The sequence below is a fragment of the Mesorhizobium japonicum MAFF 303099 genome, from assembly GCF_000009625.1.
Lineage (GTDB): Bacteria > Pseudomonadota > Alphaproteobacteria > Rhizobiales > Rhizobiaceae > Mesorhizobium > Mesorhizobium japonicum.
In genome coordinates this window covers 6,262,420-6,279,944 of the sequence record NC_002678.2, presented here as the reverse complement: position 1 = coordinate 6,279,944, position 17,525 = coordinate 6,262,420, and the positions used below count along the sequence as shown (strand labels likewise).

Annotated in this window: 13 protein-coding genes; 4 read left to right on the top strand and 9 right to left on the bottom strand. The window is 63.4% G+C overall.

Annotation, left to right across the window (positions count from 1 at the left end):
* Nucleotides 1-69: 69 nt before the first annotated feature.
* The 8 genes from MAFF_RS30935 to MAFF_RS30900 all read right to left on the bottom strand — a co-directional run bounded on the left by MAFF_RS30935 (nt 70) and on the right by MAFF_RS30900 (nt 12,449).
* Nucleotides 70-1,698 carry an alpha-D-glucose phosphate-specific phosphoglucomutase gene (locus MAFF_RS30935; RefSeq protein WP_010914969.1) on the bottom strand — a complete coding sequence of 543 codons (1,629 nt, stop codon included), beginning with the start codon at nt 1,696-1,698 and terminating at the stop codon, nt 70-72.
* 3 nt (nt 1,699-1,701) lie between these two features.
* Nucleotides 1,702-3,147, bottom strand: a complete 1,446-nt coding sequence (gene glgA / locus MAFF_RS30930; RefSeq protein WP_010914968.1) for a glycogen synthase GlgA — start codon at nt 3,145-3,147, stop codon at nt 1,702-1,704.
* Between the two features lie 83 nt (nt 3,148-3,230).
* Nucleotides 3,231-4,496 (bottom strand): glucose-1-phosphate adenylyltransferase, encoded by a 1,266-nt coding sequence (gene glgC / locus MAFF_RS30925; RefSeq protein ID WP_010914967.1) that lies wholly within the window; start codon nt 4,494-4,496, stop codon nt 3,231-3,233.
* Nucleotides 4,497-4,549: 53 nt separating this feature from the next.
* Nucleotides 4,550-6,763, bottom strand: a complete 2,214-nt coding sequence (gene glgB, locus MAFF_RS30920; protein WP_010914966.1) for a 1,4-alpha-glucan branching protein GlgB — start codon at nt 6,761-6,763, stop codon at nt 4,550-4,552.
* A gap of 106 nt (nt 6,764-6,869) precedes the next feature.
* Complete coding sequence (locus MAFF_RS30915; RefSeq protein ID WP_044551553.1) at nt 6,870-9,338, bottom strand: glycogen/starch/alpha-glucan phosphorylase; 2,469 nt, start codon at nt 9,336-9,338, stop codon at nt 6,870-6,872.
* Nucleotides 9,339-9,470: 132 nt separating this feature from the next.
* The gene (locus MAFF_RS30910; protein WP_020628808.1) at nt 9,471-10,274 is read right to left on the bottom strand and encodes an ATP-binding cassette domain-containing protein; all 804 of its coding nucleotides are present in this window, start codon (nt 10,272-10,274) and stop codon (nt 9,471-9,473) included.
* Complete coding sequence (locus MAFF_RS30905) at nt 10,250-11,311, bottom strand: ABC transporter permease (protein ID WP_010914963.1); 1,062 nt, start codon at nt 11,309-11,311, stop codon at nt 10,250-10,252. Before MAFF_RS30905 ends, MAFF_RS30910 begins: the two co-directional genes overlap by 25 nt.
* A gap of 160 nt (nt 11,312-11,471) precedes the next feature.
* Complete coding sequence (locus MAFF_RS30900) at nt 11,472-12,449, bottom strand: sugar ABC transporter substrate-binding protein (protein ID WP_156315062.1); 978 nt, start codon at nt 12,447-12,449, stop codon at nt 11,472-11,474.
* Nucleotides 12,450-12,716: 267 nt separating this feature from the next.
* On the opposite strand from MAFF_RS30900, the gene MAFF_RS30895 reads away from it, so the two are divergent.
* The 4 genes from MAFF_RS30895 (at nt 12,717) to MAFF_RS30880 (ending at nt 16,716) form a co-directional block, all read left to right on the top strand.
* Nucleotides 12,717-13,943: an ROK family transcriptional regulator gene (locus MAFF_RS30895; RefSeq protein ID WP_044549779.1), complete on the top strand. Its 1,227-nt coding sequence runs from the start codon at nt 12,717-12,719 to the stop codon at nt 13,941-13,943.
* The gene (locus MAFF_RS30890; RefSeq protein WP_010914960.1) at nt 13,944-14,390 is read left to right on the top strand and encodes an RbsD/FucU family protein; all 447 of its coding nucleotides are present in this window, start codon (nt 13,944-13,946) and stop codon (nt 14,388-14,390) included.
* Entirely contained in the window at nt 14,387-15,310 is a 924-nt protein-coding gene (locus MAFF_RS30885; RefSeq protein WP_010914959.1) for a carbohydrate kinase family protein, read from the top strand. Before MAFF_RS30890 ends, MAFF_RS30885 begins: the two co-directional genes overlap by 4 nt.
* 263 nt (nt 15,311-15,573) lie before the next feature.
* Nucleotides 15,574-16,716 (top strand): DegT/DnrJ/EryC1/StrS family aminotransferase, encoded by a 1,143-nt coding sequence (locus tag MAFF_RS30880; protein WP_010914958.1) that lies wholly within the window; start codon nt 15,574-15,576, stop codon nt 16,714-16,716.
* A gap of 13 nt (nt 16,717-16,729) precedes the next feature.
* Here the strand turns inward: MAFF_RS30880 and cysQ are convergent, their stop codons facing one another.
* On the bottom strand, nt 16,730-17,521 hold the full coding sequence (gene cysQ / locus MAFF_RS30875; RefSeq protein ID WP_044551549.1) for a 3'(2'),5'-bisphosphate nucleotidase CysQ: 792 nt from the start codon (nt 17,519-17,521) through the stop codon (nt 16,730-16,732).
* Nucleotides 17,522-17,525: the final 4 nt, after the last annotated feature.

Here is a 17,525-nt window from a genome sequence, read left to right as displayed (position 1 = left end):
TCATCCGACCGAGCTTCGCTCGGCCACCTTCTCCCACAAGGGGAGAAGGAAAAGCCCTCACTACCACCCTCAAGTAATCACGCTCGGCTTGTTGCGGCCGGTGTGGCTTTTGATCCCGGCGATGTCGTCAGCGGCAGCGATGAGGTCGGCAAGGGCTGCCTGCGTGTCGAGATCGTGCCTGGCCTTGTCCGGCTCGTAGCGCTCGATGTAGACGCGCAGCGTCGCGCCGGACGTGCCGGTTCCGGAAAGCCGGAAGACGACGCGCGAGCCGCCTTCGAACAGGATCCTGATGCCCTGGTGCTCGCTGGTCGAGCCATCGACCGGGTCGTGATAGGCGAAATCGTCGGCCTTGGCGATCTTCAAGCCGCGCACGCTGGTGCCGGGCAGCGAACCGAGCTTGGCCCTGAGTTCGTCGACCAGCGCGTTGGCGCGGTCGCTCTCGACCTCCTCATAGTCGTGGCGCGAATAGTAGTTGCGCCCGTAGGCCGCCCAGTGCTCGGTGACGACCTGCTTGCAGCTCTCGCCGCGCGCGGCGAGGATGTTGAGCCACAACAGCACCGCCCACAGGCCGTCCTTTTCGCGCACATGGTTGGAGCCGGTGCCGGCGCTCTCCTCGCCGCAGATCGTCGCCATGCCGGCATCGAGCAGATTGCCGAAGAACTTCCAGCCGGTCGGCGTCTCGTAGATGCCGATGCCGAGCTTTTCGGCGACGCGGTCGGCGGCGCCACTGGTCGGCATCGAACGGGCGATGCCCTTCAGCCCGTCCTTGTAGCCGGGCGCCAGGCGGGCATTGGCGGCAAGCATCGCCACCGAATCCGAGGGGGTGACGAAAATGCCCTTGCCGATGATCAAATTGCGGTCGCCGTCACCGTCGGAGGCGGCACCAAAATCCGGCGCGTCCGGCCCCATCATCTCGTCATAGAGATGCTTGGCGTGCACCAGGTTCGGGTCCGGATGATGGCCGCCGAAATCCGGCAGCGGCTTGAAGTTGCGGCAGGTGCCGCTGGGCGCGCCAAGCCGGTTCTCGAGAATTTCCTTGGCATAGGGACCGGTCACCGCATGCATGGCGTCGAAGCGCATGCGGAAGCCCGATTTGAACAGTCTGCGCAGCGCGTCGAAATCGAACAGGCTTTCCATCAGCTCGGCATAATCGGCGACCGGATCGATGATCTCGACCGTCATGCCGGCGGCCTTGACGGTGCCGATCGTATCGATGTCGATCGTATCGATGTCTGATGTCTTGAAGCTCGATATCGCCTTGGTCTTGGCGAAGATCGCGTCGGTCAGCTTTTCCGGGGCCGGGCCGCCATTGCCGGCATTGTACTTGATGCCGAAATCCTCATGCGGGCCGCCGGGATTGTGGCTGGCCGACAGGATGATGCCGCCGAAGGTCTTGTATTTGCGGATGACATGCGAGGCGGCCGGCGTCGACAATATGCCGCCCTGCCCGACCATCACCTTGCCGAAGCCGTTGGCGGCCGCCATGGCGATCGCCTTCTGGATGACCTCGCGGTTGTAGAAGCGGCCGTCGCCGCCGATCACCAGCGTCTTGCCCTGGAAACCGTCCAGTGCATCGAAGATCGACTGGATGAAGTTCTCGGCATAGTGCTCCTGCTGGAACACGGGCACCTTCTTGCGCAGGCCCGACGTGCCGGGCTTCTGGTCTGAATAGGGCTTGGTGGGGACGGTTCGTATCATGCTTCAGGCAACCCTTTTCGAAAGCAGCAGGCGATAGAGTTCAAGATATTTTTCCGCGCTCTTGTCCCATGACACATCGGCCTTCATGCCCTGGCGCTGGATGGTCTCGAAGGCCGCGGGGTCGGCGTAGGCATCGACCAGGCGGCGGATGGCGTGCAGCATCGCGCCGCCATTGTTGGGAGCGAACTGGAGCCCTGTGGCCACGCCGGCCGCCATCGCCGCTTCGTTGGCGTCGATGATGGTGTCGGCTAGGCCGCCGGTCCGGGCGACCACCGGCACGCAGCCGTAGCGGAGGCCGTAGAGCTGCGTCAATCCGCAGGGTTCGAAGCGCGACGGGATGATGATGGCGTCGCAGCCGCCCTGCATGGTGTGCGACAACCCTTCGTCATAGCCGATGACCACGCCGATGCGGCCACGGTGGCGTGCGGCTGCGGCAAGCAGCGCGCCTTCGAGGCCGGCGTCGCCCGAGCCCAATATGGCCAGCCGCGCGCCGGTCGCGACGATGCCGTCGATCACCGTCGCCAATATGTCCATGCCCTTCTGCCAGGTCAGCCGGCTGATGACGCAGACAATCGGGCTGTCGTCGCGGTCGAGGCCGAAGCGTTCCTCCACGGCCGCCCTGTTCGGCGCCCGCGCCTTGAGCGTGGTGGCCGTATAGTTCGATACCAGATGCTTGTCCGTCTCCGGATCCCAGATGGCGGTGTCGATGCCGTTGACGATGCCGTAGAGATCGCTGGAGCGCATGTTGATCAGGCCGTCGAGGCCCATGCCGAATTCCGGCGAGCGGATTTCCTGCGCATAGGTCGGGCTGACCGTGGTGATCGCCCAGGCGGCCTGCAGGCCGGCCTTGAGGAAGCCGACTCCGCCATAATATTCGACACCGTCAAGCGCCATCGCCACCGCCGGCAGGCCGAGCTCGCCGAAGATGCCTGCGCCGAACTGGCCCTGGAAGGCGAGATTGTGGACCGTCATCATCGACGGCGTGCCGACCGCCTTGCCGTAGCGCATATAGGCCAGCGTCATCGCCGACTGCCAGTCATGGGCATGGACGATCTCGGGCAAGTAGCCCGAGATGGCGCCGCCGGCGATATCGGCGCCGGCCTGGCTCAGTGCCGCAAAACGCCGCCAATTGTCCGGCCAGTCGGCGCCCGAAGCATTGCCGTAGGGACCGCCGGGACGGTCGAAGAGATGCGGCGCGTCGAGCACGAAAAGATCGAGCCCTGCGATCTGGACAGCATGGATCGAAGCCTTGCCACCCTGGAGCAGCGGGTATTGGTAAACAGCCTTCCTTTTCTTGAAGCCTTCCATCACCGCGGGAAAGCCTGGAATGAGCGTGCGCATGGTCACGCCCTTGGCTGCCAGCGCGACGGGCAGCGCACCGGTCACGTCGGCAAGCCCGCCGGTCTTGATCAGCGGGAAGATCTCGGGCGTGACCGACAGAACCTGCATGCGTCTACCCCGATCCTGTCCAGTTCTTTGTTTCCAGGCAATTCCCGGACTGAAAACCGTTTCGCACTTTTCCCGGAATTGCTCTAGAGCCCGAGTTTGTTGATCATGTCCTGTGTGATCAGGCAGATGCCCTTCTCCGAAACGCGGAAGCGCTTTGCGTCGAGCGCGGGATCCTCGCCGACCACCAGCCCCTCCGGTATCCTAACACCATGGTCGATGACGACGCGCTTCAACTTTGCGTTCCGGCCGACATGAACGTCGGGCAGCATGACCACCTCTTCCAGCGTCGAATAGGAATTGATGCGCGCGCCAGTGAAGATCAGGCTCTTCTTCAGTGTCGCGCCCGAGACGATGCAATCCCCTGAGACCAGCGAGGAAACGGCCGAGCCGCGCCGGCCATCCTCGTCATGGACGAATTTTGCCGGCGGCTTCAACTCGGCATAGGTCCAGATCGGCCAGTCGCGGTCGTAGAGGTCGAGCTCGGGCGTGATATCAGTCAGGTCGATATTGGCTTCCCAATAGGCGTCGACCGTTCCGACATCGCGCCAGTAGGCTTCGTTCTCGGCGGTCGAGCGCACGCAGGATTTGGTGAAACGGTGCGCAATCGCCTTACCGTGCTGGACGATGTAGGGGATGATGTCCTTGCCGAAATCGCGGCTTGAGCCCGGCTCGGCGGCGTCGCGGCGCAACTGCTCCATCAGGAACTTGGTCTTGAAGACGTAGATGCCCATCGACGCCAGGGCGAAGTCCGGATTGCCCGGAATGCCCGGCGGATCGGCGGGCTTTTCGACGAAGGCGATGATGTTGTCCTTGGCATCGACATGCATGACGCCGAAGCCTGTCGCTTCCATGCGCGGCACTTCGAGGCAGCCGACGGTCACGTCGGCATTGGCGTCGACATGCTGACGCAGCATCATCTCGTAGTCCATCTTGTAGATGTGGTCGCCGGCGAGGATGACCATGTATTCGGGGCCGTAGGCCTCGATGATGTCGATGTTCTGGTAGACGGCGTCGGCAGTGCCTTCATACCATTGCGTTTCAGAGACGCGCTGGCTGGCCGGCAGGATGTCGAAGCTTTCGTTTCGTTCGGGCCGCAGGAAGTTCCAGCCGCGCTGCAGGTGGCGGATCAGCGAATGCGCCTTGTACTGCGTGGCGACGCCGAGGCGGCGAATGCCGGAGTTGAGCGCATTGGAGAGCGCGAAGTCGATGATGCGCGTCTTGCCGCCGAAATAGACCGCCGGCTTGGCGCGACGGTCGGTCAGTTCCTTGAGGCGGCTGCCGCGGCCGCCGGCCAGTACATAGGCCATGGCATCGCGCGCCAGCGGCTGGGTCCGTTTCAAGTCTGCCATTTCTACCCTCCCAAGTTACTCAAGTCTCGCCCTGCTGTTCGGCCTTGACGGGCTCAGTCGGCAACGAGTTCGAGCATGATTGTCGACAGCGGCGGCAGAAGCATCGTTGCAGAGATGTTCTTGCCTTCCGCCCTTGCCTCGACCATGCCGCCATTGCCCATGCCGGAGCCGCCATATTCGGATGCGTCGGTGTTGATGATCTCGCGCCACTTGCCAGCCTTCGGCAGCGGCACGCGATAATTGTCGCGTGGCACCGGCGTGAAGTTGGAGATAACGGCCACCGGGCTGCCGCCCGGCGCGTTGCGCACCCAGGCGAAAACTGAATTCTGGCTGTCATCGACGATCAGCCAGGAAAATCCTTCCGGCTCGCAGTCGCGGCCGTGCAGCGCCGGGCGCGAGCGGTAGAGATAGTTGAGATCGCGCACCGTCTGCCAGACGCCGCGATGCGGGCGGAAATCGAGCAGGTTCCAGTCAAGAGCACGCGCCTCGCTCCATTCACGGCGCTGCGCGAATTCCTGTCCCATGAACAAGAGCTTCTTGCCGGGATAGCCCCACATGAAGCCGTAATAGGCGCGCAAGGTTGCGAATTTCTGCCAGTCGTCGCCGGCCATCTTGCTCAGCAGCGTGCCTTTGCCGTGCACGACCTCGTCATGCGAGAGCGGCAGCACGAAATTCTCCGAGAAGGCGTAGGTCAGGCCGAAGGTCAGGTCGTTGTGGTGGTGCTTGCGGAAAATCGGCTCCTTGGAGAAATACTCCAGCGTGTCATGCATGAAGCCCATGTTCCACTTGAAGCCGAAGCCCAGCCCGCCTTCGTGCACCGGCGCCGAAACCTTCGGCCAGGAGGTCGATTCCTCGGCGATGGTCATGACGCCTGGATGGTGGCCGTAGACCTCCTTGTTCATCTTCTGCAGGAAAGAGACCGCCTCGAGGTTCTCGCGGCCGCCCTTCTCGTTGGGGATCCACTCGCCGGCCTTGCGCGAATAGTCGAGGTAGAGCATCGAGGCGACCGCATCGACGCGCAAACCGTCGACATGATATTTTTCGGCCCAGAACAGCGCATTGTTGACCAGGAACGAGACCACCTCGCGGCGCCCGAAATTGTAGATCGCGGTGTTCCAGTCGGGGTGAAAACCCTTGCGCGGATCGGCATGTTCGTAGAGCGCGGTGCCGTCGAAATGGGCCAGGCCGTGCGCATCGACCGGGAAATGCGCCGGCACCCAATCGAGGATGACGCCGACGCCGGCGCGGTGCGCGCCATCAACGAAACGGGCAAAGCCGTCAGGATCGCCGAAGCGGGCCGACGGCGCATAGAGGCCGGTGGTCTGATAGCCCCAGGACGGATCATAGGGATGCTCGGAGATCGGCATGAACTCGATGTGGGTGAAGCCGGTCTCGACGACATAGGGGATCAGCCGGTCGGCCAGCTCGTCCCATGACAGGAACGTGCCGTCGTCGTGAAGTTGCCATGACCCGGCATGGACTTCGTAGATCGAGACGGCTTCGCGCCGGGGATCGGCATTGCGCCAGTAGTTGCGATGCGCCTCGTCGCCCCAGTCATGCGCCGGCGGCACGGCGACCACTGAAGCCGTGGCAGGACGCAATTCGGATTTGAACGCAAACGGATCGGCCTTCAGCGGCAGCCTGACGCCATCGGGTCCGATGATCTCGTATTTGTAGGGTCGCCCGGCACCGATGTCGGGGATGAACACCTCCCAGATGCCGGTGTCGCGGCGATCGCGCATCGTGTGGCGGCGGCCATCCCAGTCGTTGAAATCGCCAACCACCGAGACGCGTTTTGCGTTGGGAGCCCAGACGGCGAAATGCACGCCGGTGGCGCCTTCGTGCTCGATGACATGCGCGCCAAGCTTGTCGAACAGCCTGAGATGCGAACCTTCGGCGATATAGTAATCGTCCATCGGCCCGAGCACCGGGCCGAACGAATAAGGATCGGTCAGCCACCAGTCGCCGCCGGCATTGTGCGCGTGATAGCGCAGCGGCTGCCGCTTCTTGATCGACAGCTTGCCTTCGAAGAAGCCAGCATCGTCTCGCCTGGACAACGCACCGGCCTCGATGCCCGTCAGCGTATAGGCAGTGACAGTCTCGGCATGCGGAACGAAACAACGGGCAAACAGGCCTTTGCCGACCTCATGGACACCGAGGACCGCGAACGGATCTCCGTGCGTACCGGCGACAATCGCCGCAACATCGCTGGCTGGCGCCAGTCCGTCCGGCCCGCTTGTCGCAGCGGTCACGCGCGGCTTCCTCATCAGGCAGTGTCCCTCCCAGGGCACCAGGTGTCTATTTCAGGTGATGCGCGTTGGCATTCAACCCACGTCACCGGGACCACATTGTTCGTGGCCTCATGCAATCACATCAGGCAGGCACGTTCCAGATTTCTTTCGCGTATTGGCGGATGGTGCGATCGGACGAGAACCAGCCGACGCGCGCGACATTGCGGATTGCCCTGGCATACCAGTCCGGGCTGTTGCGCCAGACAGCGTCGACATCACGCTGGGCGGCGGAGTAGTCATCGAAATCAGCGGCGACCATGAACCAGTCGCTGTCGTAGAGGCCGTTGATGAGGTCGCGGTAACGGTCCGGGTCGTCTGGCGAAAAGACGCCCGAGGAAACGGCCGCGACCGCCTGCGACAGTTCGGGCGAGCCCTCGATCACGGCGCGCGGGTTGTAGCCATTGTTGCGCCGTTCGGCGACCTCGGCCGTGGTCAGGCCGAAGATGAAGATGTTGTCGTCGCCGACGCACTCCTTGATCTCGACATTGGCGCCGTCGAGCGTGCCGATGGTCAGCGCGCCGTTGAGCGCGAACTTCATGTTGCCGGTGCCCGACGCTTCCATGCCGGCGGTCGATATCTGCTCCGACAGGTCGGCGGCCGGCATCATGACCTCAGCCAGGCTGACATTGTAGTTCGGCACGAACACCACCTTCAGCAAGCCGCGCACCGCCGGGTCACGGTTGATGACCCTGGCGACATCATTGGCGAGTTTGATGATCAGCTTGGCGTTGTGGTAGCTGGGCGCCGCCTTGCCGCCAAAGAATTTCACGCGCGGCATCCAGTCGCGCTCGGGATGCGAGCGGATCTGGTCGTAGAGCGCGATCGCCTCGAGGATGTTCAGAAGCTGGCGCTTGTATTCGTGGATGCGCTTGACCTGGATGTCGAACAGCGCCGACGGGTCGACCTTGATGCCAAGCCGGTCGGCGACGAGATTGGCCAGCCGCGCCTTGTTCTGGCGCTTGACGCCCGCGAACTTCTCCCGGAACGCGCTGTCGTCGGCAAAGCTGTCGAGCCCTTTGATGGCGTCGATGTCATCGAGAAAACGGTCACCGATCGCCTCGCGGGCGAGCGAGGTCAGGCCGGGGTTGCACTGGATCAGCCAGCGCCGCGGCGTGATGCCGTTGGTCTTGTTGTTGATGCGATCGGGATAGAGCTTGTGCAGGTCGGCGAACACCGTTTCCTTCATCAGCTCGGTATGCAGCGCCGACACACCATTGATCGAGTGCGAGCCGACAAAGGCCAGATTGCCCATGCGCACGCGGCGGTCGCCATTTTCCTGGATCAGCGAAATATGGCTGATCTGCTCGCCCGAGAACTGGTCGGTGGCGCGTGCCTCCAGAAGCACCTGCGCGTTGATGGCGTAGACGATCTGCATATGGCGCGGCAAAAGCCGCTCGAACAGCGGCACCGGCCAGCTTTCCAGCGCTTCGGGAAGAAGCGTGTGGTTGGTGTAGCCGAAGGTGCGCTTGGTGATGTCCCAGGCGAGGTCGAAGTCCATGCCGTGGACATCCATCAACAGCCGCATCAGCTCCGGCACGGCGATCGCCGGGTGGGTGTCGTTCAAGTGGATCGCCGCCTTGTCGGGCAGCGACTTCAGGTCGCCATACTGGCTGAGATGGCGCTGCACGATGTCCTGCAGCGAGGCGGTTGAGAAGAAATATTCCTGTCGCAGCCTGAGTTCCTGCCCGGCCATGTGGGAATCGGCGGGGTAAAGCACGCGTGACAGCGCGTCCGCCTTGTTGCTTTCGGCGAGCGCGCCGATGTGGTCGCCGGCATTGAACTTGTCGAGCAGGATCGGGTCGACCGGCATGCCCGACCACAGCCGCAGCGTGTTGACGCGGTTGCCCCGCCAGCCGACGACAGGCGTGTCGTAGGCGACAGCCAGGACGTGTTCGGTCGGCTTCCAGACGTGGCGCTCGAGCCGGCCGTCCTTTGACGTGATGGACTCCACCGAACCGCCGAAGCCGACTTCGAAGGAGCGTTCGCGCCGTTCAAACTCCCAGGGGTTGCCGTGATCGAGCCAGGTCTCGGGCAGTTCGACCTGCCAGCCGTCGTGGATTTCCTGGCGGAACATGCCGTTAGCGTAGCGGATGCCATAGCCATGCGCGGGGATGTCGACGGTCGCCATGCTTTCCATGAAGCAGGCGGCAAGCCGGCCAAGGCCGCCATTGCCAAGCGCGGCGTCGGGTTCCAGCGCCGCGATGAGATCGAGGTCGACGCCGAGCGACGACAGCGCCTCGCGCATATTGTCCATCAGGCCAAGATTGGAGAAGGCGTCGCGCATCAGGCGGCCGATGAGGAACTCCAGCGACAGATAGTAGACGCGCTTTTCCTGCTGATCATAAGCCTCTTTGGTTGCCTGCATCCAGCGATCGACGATGCGGTCACGCACGACCTTGATCGAGGCCGTCAGCCAGTCGTACTGGGTCGCAACGGTGGTGTCCTTGCCGACCCGGTATTTGAGGACCACCAAGACTTCCCTTGCGAGCGTCTTCGGATCAGGATTTTCGAGCAGGGGCGGAAGGGTTTCGGATGTCATCGCTCGCGTCATGCTGCCTCTCGTGCGGTTGCCACGATCATACCGGCTTTCACCATTCATCCCAGCCCATGTTACCGCATCGCAACATATATTCAATCGATTTAGATGAAACGCCCGCGAGCTTACCCTGCGGCAATTTGACAATCAGGCGGCGAGCGCAGCCTCTGGAGGCGCCTTGGCGCCGGTCATGAAGGCGACGGCGTCGGACATCGTATATTGCTTGGGATCGATGACGGCGAGGCGACGGCCGAGGCGATGAATGTGGACGCGGTCGGCCACCTCGAAGACATGCGGCATGTTGTGCGAGATCAGCACGATCGGCAGGCCGCGTTTTTTCACGTCGAGGATCAGTTCGAGCACACGGCGGCTCTCCTTGACGCCAAGGGCCGCCGTCGGCTCGTCCATGATCACCACGCGGCTGCCGAAGGCAGCGGCGCGCGCCACCGCGACACCCTGGCGCTGGCCGCCCGAGAGCGTTTCCACCGCCTGGCCGATGTTCTGGATGGTCATCAGGCCGAGTTCGGTGAGCTTGTCGCGGGCGCGCTTTTCCATCGCCGGACGGTCGAGCATACGCAGCCATTGCCCGAGGAAGCCGGGTTTGCGGATCTCGCGGCCGAGGAACATGTTGTCGGCGATCGACAGAGCCGGCGACAGAGCGAGGTTCTGGTAGACGGTCTCGATACCGGCTTCGCGGGCCTCCATCGGCGACTTGAAGGCAACGGTTTTGCCTTCAAGCTGGATTTCGCCTTCGTCGGGCACGACAGCGCCTGAAATCGCCTTGATGAGCGACGACTTGCCGGCGCCGTTGTCGCCGATGACGGCGAGGATTTCGCCGGGATAGAGGTCGAAGTCGGCATTGTCGAGGGCAGTGACGCGGCCATAGCGCTTGACCAGGCCACGCGCGGTGAGAATGGGGTCCTGGGTCATGCCGAAACCTTTCTGATCCATTGGTCGACCGCCACGGCGCCGATGATCAACACACCGGTGAGCAGCACTTTCCACTGCGGGTCGGCGCCCAGCATGTTGAGGCCCATGGAGACGACGCCGACGATCATCGCGCCGAACAGCGTGCCCAGGATCGAGCCGCGCCCGCCGAAGAGGGAAATACCACCGATCACCGTCGCGGTGATCGCTTGCAGATTGTAGTCGGTGACGGCCGCCGACGGTGAGATCGAACCGTTGCGGCCGATGGAGACCCAGGCGGCGAAGGCGGCGATCAGCCCGGCAAGGGTGTAGACCGTCACCAGCACCTTCTTGGTCTGGATGCCCGACAGCTTGGCCGCCTCCTGGTCGTCGCCAACGGCGTAGACATGTCGGCCCCAGGCGGTGTGGTTGAGGACGTACCAGAGGAGCAACACCAGCGCGACCATGGCGATGACACCGAGCGTCAGCACCGCGGTACCCACCTTGAAGCTCAGGGCGAACAGATGCAGCAGCGGCGCCTGGGTGTCGACGTCGGTGTCACGGATCGTTTCATTGGCCGAATAGATAAAGTTCGTGGCCATGACGATGTTCCACGTGCCCAGCGTCACGATGAAAGGCGGCAGCTTCATGTAGGCGACCAGCAACCCATTGAGCAGCCCGCAGGCGGCACCCGTGGCAAGCCCGAGCGCCACGGCCACCACGCTCGGCAAGCCGTAGCTGACGGCGCAATTGCCCATGATCACGGCTGAGATCACCATGATGACGCCGATCGACAGGTCGATGCCGGCGGTCAGGATGACCAGTGTCTGCGCAGCACCCAGAATACCGACGATGGCTATCTGTTGCAGGATCAGCGTCAGCGTGTAGGACGAGAAGAAGCGCCCGCCAATGGTGATGCCGAAGATGATGATCGACAGGACCAGCACGATGAGCGGCACTGCCGCCGGCGTCGAATGCAGGAAGTGCTGCACGCGCCTGACTGCCGATTTGTGTTCGTCGAACGCGGCAACGCTGGTGTCGCTGGCCGAGAGAACCTTCTCGAATTCCTGAGCTTGAGTCATGTTTCCTCCCCGTGAGGTGTCAGCCTAGCGCCGACGCCCGTCCACGCCTTTCCGGTCTGTCGCCGGGATTGTTCGCGGTCACGCGACCCATCGTCCACCCGAAGCGGCCGGGGATCAAGCCCCGACCGCTCGAGTTCGGTAATTGCCGGTCAGACCAGCATCAGCCCCAGCACTTGGCGAGGCCTTCCTTGGTGTCGATGGACTTTACGCCCTTGGCTGGCTTGTCGGTCACCAAATTGACGCCGGTGTCGAAGAAATTCTTGCCTTCGGTCGGCTTCGGCTTGGTTCCATCCTTGGCGAAGGCGGCGATCGCCTGGATACCGAGCGCCGCCATCTGCAGCGGGTACTGCTGCGACGTCGCGCCGATGACACCTTCCGTCACCGACTTCACGCCGGGGCAGCCGCCGTCGACGGAGACGATCAGCACCTGCTTTTCAAGTCCGACAGCCTTGAGCGCCTGGTAGGCGCCGACCGCGGCGGGCTCGTTGATGGTGTGGATGACGTTGATGGTGTTGTCCTTCTGCAGAAGGTTCTCCATCGCCTTGCGGCCGCCCTCCTCGTTGCCGTTGGTGACGTCGTGGCCGACGATGCGCGGATCGGTTTCGTCGCCGATCTTGTTGGGATCCTTCACGTCAATACCGTAGCCCATCATGAAGCCCTGGTCGCGCAGCACGTCCACGGTCGGCTGCGACGGCGTCAGGTCGAGGAAGCCGATCTTGGCGTCCTTGGCCTTGTCGCCGAGCGTCGCGGCGGCCCAGGCGCCGATCAGCTTGCCGGCCTCGAGATTGTCGGTGGCGAAGGTCGCATCGGCAGCATCGATCGGGTCGAGCGGCGTGTCGAGCGCGATCACCAGCAGGCCGGCGTCACGCGCCTTCTTCACGGTCGGCACGATGCCTTTGGTGTCGGATGCGGTGATCAGGATACCCTTGGCGCCGTCGGCAATGCAGCTTTCGATCGCCGCCACCTGGCTCTCGCTGTCGCCGTCGATCTTGCCGGCATAGGTTTTGAGGTCGACGCCGAGTTCCTTGGCCTTTGCGGTCGCGCCTTCCTTCATCTTGACGAAGAAGGGATTGGTGTCGGTCTTGGTGATCAGGCAAGCACCGACGCCGGCTGCGGAGGCGGACGACGAAAACGCCATCAGACCCAGGGCAGCCGCGGCAAACACGGTCGATTTCAACAATTTTGTATTGGTCACGATCTTCCTCCCAGTGGAACCATTCCGGATGCCGGCCACCGGCATCTACGGCGCATCCTACGAAATTCTCCCAGCGTGGACGCCCCCTCAACAGACACCAGACCGCGGCTGCTGTCAATAATTAAATCACTCTTATTTATTATTGACAGCCTTGCGCCGTTCACTCATTCTGGCCCAAAAGCATTGAGGGGAAACGATGGGAGGAACAGGGTGGAGACCGCCACTGCGAGGCACGGTTCGCCCGAAGCGAATGACAGCCTGATTCACCGCGGCACCAACCAGAGCGGCATGCGCGATCACAACGAGCGGCTGGTGCTCTCGCTGGTGCGCCAGCACGGCAGCCTGGCGAAATCCGACATCGCCCGCATGACCGGACTTTCGGCGCAGACGGTTTCGGTCATCATGCGCGAACTCGAGGAAGAAGGCCTGCTCGTGCGCCAGGCGCCGCTGCGCGGCAAGATCGGCCAGCCCTCCATACCTATGGCGCTCAATCCGGAGGGTGCCTTCTTCATCGGCCTCAAGATCGGCCGCCGCAGCGCGGAACTGGTGCTGATCGATTTTCTTGGGCAAGTGCGCTCGATGCTGCAGCACTCCTATCGCTATCCGGCACCGCGCGAGACGGTTGAATTCGTCACTTCAGGCATGAAAAAGATGCGCGGCGAACTGACACCGGCACAGGACAAGCGCATCGCCGGACTCGGCATCGCCATGCCGTTCGAACTGTGGAACTGGGCCGACACCGCCGGTGCGCCGCGCGATGTCATGGACGAATGGCGCCACCGCGACATCAGGTCCGACATCCAGGCGCAATGCGATTTTCCGGTCTATCTGCAGAACGACGCCACCTCGGCATGCGGCGCCGAGCTCGTCTTCGGCCAGGCGGGCGGCGCGCGTGACTTCGTCTATTTCTATATCGGCGCCTTCGCCGGCGGCGGCATCGTGCTCAACGGCCGGCTGTTCGGCGGGCCAACCGGCAATGCAGGCGCCCTCGGCTCCATGCCGGTGCCCGGACCGGACGGCAAGCCGACCCAGCTGATCGACGTGGCGTCGATCGCCATGCTGGAAAAAGCCCTCAATGCGCGCGGCGTCGAGGCCTCGCATCTATGGACCTCGCCGGAGGACTGGGGCGAGATCGGTTCCGAACTCGATGACTGGATCGCCAGCGCCTCACAGGCGCTCGCCTATGCCATCGTCGCGGCATCCTCGGTCATCGATTTCGAGGCGGCGGTGGTCGACGGCTGGATGCCGCAGGCGGTGCGCCGTCGGCTGGTCGATGCCATCATCGCGGCCATTGCGACAATCGACGGCGAAGGCCTGAAACTTCCCGCCGTTCGCGAGGGAACCGTCGGCATTCATGCCCGGGCGCTCGGGGGCGCCAGCCTGCCGCTTTCCGAGCGCTTCCTGATCGGCTCGACGACGATTTCCAGGAGCGCCTGAATGCTGATCGGAATCCCGGCGCTGCTCGGTCCGGACCTTCTGGCGACACTGCGCGCCATGGGCCACGGCGATGAGATCGCCCTGGTCGACGGAAACTATCCGGCCGAGGAGCAGGCAAAGCGCCTGATCCGGGCCGATGGCCATCATCTCATTCCGGTGCTCGATGCGATCCTGAGCGTGCTGCCGGTCGACGACGCCGTTCCAGAAGCCCTGTTTCGTGCCTCGGTCAAAGGCAATCCCTCGATTGCCGATCCAGTCCATCACGAGATCGAGGCGATCTGCGCCAGGCGCGCACCGGGCCGCAAGGTGGTTGCACTGGCCGGCGCCGACTTCTATGCACGGGTCAAATCGGCGCATGCCATCGTCGCGACAAGCGAGCCCAGGCTTTACGCCAACATCATCATCCGCAAGGGCGTGATCTATCCGCCGGAGACCAAGACGCCATGATCCTCTGCTGCGGCGAAGCCCTGATCGACATGCTGCCGCGCATCACGACGCAGGGTGAGCCGGCCTTTGCCCCCTATGTCGGCGGCGCGGTGTTCAACACGGCGATCGCGCTGGGCCGATTGGGCGCGCCGGCCGGCTTCTTTTCGGGCCTGTCGTCGGATCTCTTCGGCGGCCAGTTCAGGGACGCGCTCGGAGCGAGCAAGGTCAGCTCCACCTATGCGCACACCTCGCCCAGGCCGACCACGCTCGCCTTCGTACGGCTCACCAACGGCCAGGCGACCTACACCTTCTACGACGAGAATACCGCGGGACGCATGCTGACCATCGACGACCTGCCGTCGCTCGGCAATGAGATCGAGGCCATGCTGTTCGGCGCCATCAGCCTGATCTCGGAGCCGGCCGGCGGCGCCTATGAAGAGTTCATGCGGCGTGAGCACGCAAGCCGCGTCATGATGCTCGACCCCAACATCAGGCCGAACTTCATCCCGGACAAGGCCAAGCACCTCAGGCGCATCCGCGAGATGATGGCGATGGCCGACATCGTGAAACTGTCGGACGAAGACCTCCATTGGTTCGGCGAAGCCGGCTCGCATGAGGATGTCATCCGCAACTGGCTCGACCGCGGCCCCAAGCTGATCGTGGTCACCCATGGCAGCGAAGGCGCCGTCGGCTACACCAAGGACCACACCGTCACCGTGATGCCGGAAAAGGTCGAGGTGGTCGACACGGTCGGCGCAGGCGATACATTCAACGCCGGCATCCTCGCCTCGCTGCATGAACAGGGCCTGTTGACGAAGGCGGCCATCGGCGGCCTTCCGCAAGACGCCATTCGCAAGGCATTGGCGCTTGGTGCCAAGGCAGCGGCGGTGACCGTGTCGCGCGCGGGCGCCAATCCGCCGTGGCGGCATGAAATCGCCTGAGTAACGCTCAATTTAAGTTGAGCCAGCCGATCACTTTATGTTTCGCCGGGCTGCCCGGCGGGACTAGAAGGGGGCAAACGCGCCCGACGAAGCCCGGATTTCCGGCATCTTGTGAAGATGCGCCGGAAATCCGAGGTAACAGGCTGCGACACCTGGGCAATTGGCGGCTCTGGCTGTCCGGCTTTCTCGGCAAGCACAACTCTGGTACCAGCGGGCCGTTATTTGGCTAAACCGCCCGGTTAAAAATCGTTTTTGAGGCTGACATGCAGTTCATCGATCTTGGCGCACAGCGCGAACGCATCCGCGACCGACTGAAGGCCGCGATCGACCGTGTCGTCGACGAAGGCCGCTATATCCTGGGACCGCAGGTCGCCGAATTCGAAAACAAGCTTGCGGCCTATGTCGGCACCAAACATGTGGTGGCCTGCGCCAACGGCACCGATGCGCTGCTGCTGCCGCTGTTTGCCGCCGGGATCGGCCCGGGCGACGCGGTGTTCGTGCCGAGCTTCACTTTCGCCGCCACCGCAGAAGTGGTGGCGCTGGCCAAGGCGGAACCTGTCTTCGTCGATGTCGATCCGGTGACCTACAACGTCGACATCGCCAGCCTCGAGGCGGCCATCGCCATGATCAAGAAGGAAGGCCGGCTGAAGCCGAAGGCGATCATCCCGGTCGACCTGTTCGGTCTCGCCGCCGATTACGATGCGATCATGGCGATCGCCAACCGCGAAGGGCTGTTGGTGATCGAGGACGCCGCCCAGTCCATGGGTGGGTCGCTTGACGGCAAGATGTGCGGTGCGTTCGGCCATGTCGGCTCGACCAGCTTCTATCCCGCCAAGCCGCTTGGCTGCTATGGCGACGGTGGCGCGATGTTCACCAACGACGACGAGATGGCCGACAAGCTGCGTTCCTTTGCCTTCCACGGCAAGGGCGAGACGCAATACGACAACATCCGCGTCGGCATCAATTCGCGGCTCGACACGCTGCAGGCGGCGATCCTCATCGAAAAACTCGCCATTCTCGAAGACGAGATGGTGGCACGCCAGGTGGTGGCAAACCGCTATGCCGAGGGACTTGGCGATGTCGTGACAGCGGCCCGTAACCTCGACGGCAGCCGTTCGGCCTGGGCGCAGTACGCCATCGAGACGCCCAAGCGCGATGGCCTGAAGGCGCATCTGAGCGAAAAGGGCATTCCGTCCGTCATCTACTACGTCAAGCCGCTGCACGCGCAGGTCGCCTACAGCGACTACCCACGCACGCCGACCGGTCTTGCCGTCTCGGAGGAGCTGCCGAAGCGCATCCTGTGCCTGCCGATGCATCCCTATCTCAGCGAAGCCGACCAGGACCGGATCATCGAGACGATCCGCAACTATATCGGCTCGAACTCGGCGCAGGCAGCAGCCGAGTAATCGGCACCCGCTCTCAGGCGGGGATTGCCCCTGCCCTGCCGCTGGCGATGAAATGCGGGTTGGCGAAATCCTCGTCGTCGGCCTGGTCGCGTTTGCCGTAGGCCAAGGGCTTGCCGTCCAGCGTACGTGTCGTGCCGCCCGCCGCGCGCAGCACCGCGTCGCCCGCCGCGGTGTCCCATTCCATGGTGCGGCCGAACCGCGGATAGACATCCGCCTCGGCGCTGGCGAGAAGACAGAATTTCAAGGACGAGCCAACGGAAACGATCTCGGCGGCGCCTAGGTCGCGAATATAGGCTTCGGTTTCCGGTGTGTTGTGGGAGCGGCTGGCAACCACGGCCAGCGGTGATGCGGCCGCTCTCACCGAAATCGGCCGGCGGCCGACGATCTGATAGTCGTCATCGATTTCCAGGGCTTCCGCGCTGCCCGGCCGTCCCGAAAAGAAGCGGCCGGTGCACGGCGCGAAGACGACGCCGACTTCTGGCACGCCATGGCGGACAAGCGCGATGTTGACGGTGAAGTCGGTACGGCGATTGACGAATTCCTTGGTGCCGTCGAGCGGGTCGATGAGGAAGAAGGCCTCGCCGAGATCGGTCGGCATGATTCCAGCCGCCGCTTCCTCTTCGGCCACGCAGGGAATCTCGGGAAATGCGGCGCGCAGGCCGGAGAGAATGATCTTCTCGCTCTCACGGTCCGCCTCGGTCACCGGCGAGGCGTCTGATTTCCGGTCGACGGCGCAGCCGGCGTGGAAAACGCGCATCACCTCGCGTCCGGCCGCCAGGGCCAGCCGCTCCAAGATGTCGAGCATCGAC

Bases quoted from the DNA above. Each gene is read 5' to 3' on its own strand.
- MAFF_RS30890 (WP_010914960.1), top strand. From the start codon at position 13,944: ATGCTGATCGGAATCCCGGCGCTGCTCGGTCCGGACCTTCTGGCGACA.
- cysQ (WP_044551549.1), bottom strand. From the start codon at position 17,521: ATGCTCGACATCTTGGAGCGGCTGGCCCTGGCGGCCGGACGCGAGGTG.
- glgA (WP_010914968.1), bottom strand. From the start codon at position 3,147: ATGCAGGTTCTGTCGGTCACGCCCGAGATCTTCCCGCTGATCAAGACC.
- glgB (WP_010914966.1), bottom strand. From the start codon at position 6,763: ATGAGGAAGCCGCGCGTGACCGCTGCGACAAGCGGGCCGGACGGACTG.
- glgC (WP_010914967.1), bottom strand. From the start codon at position 4,496: ATGGCAGACTTGAAACGGACCCAGCCGCTGGCGCGCGATGCCATGGCC.
- MAFF_RS30880 (WP_010914958.1), top strand. From the start codon at position 15,574: ATGCAGTTCATCGATCTTGGCGCACAGCGCGAACGCATCCGCGACCGA.
- MAFF_RS30935 (WP_010914969.1), bottom strand. From the start codon at position 1,698: ATGATACGAACCGTCCCCACCAAGCCCTATTCAGACCAGAAGCCCGGC.
- MAFF_RS30905 (WP_010914963.1), bottom strand. From the start codon at position 11,311: ATGACTCAAGCTCAGGAATTCGAGAAGGTTCTCTCGGCCAGCGACACC.
- MAFF_RS30915 (WP_044551553.1), bottom strand. From the start codon at position 9,338: ATGACGCGAGCGATGACATCCGAAACCCTTCCGCCCCTGCTCGAAAAT.
- MAFF_RS30885 (WP_010914959.1), top strand. From the start codon at position 14,387: ATGATCCTCTGCTGCGGCGAAGCCCTGATCGACATGCTGCCGCGCATC.
- MAFF_RS30910 (WP_020628808.1), bottom strand. From the start codon at position 10,274: ATGGATCAGAAAGGTTTCGGCATGACCCAGGACCCCATTCTCACCGCG.
- MAFF_RS30900 (WP_156315062.1), bottom strand. From the start codon at position 12,449: ATGGCGTTTTCGTCGTCCGCCTCCGCAGCCGGCGTCGGTGCTTGCCTG.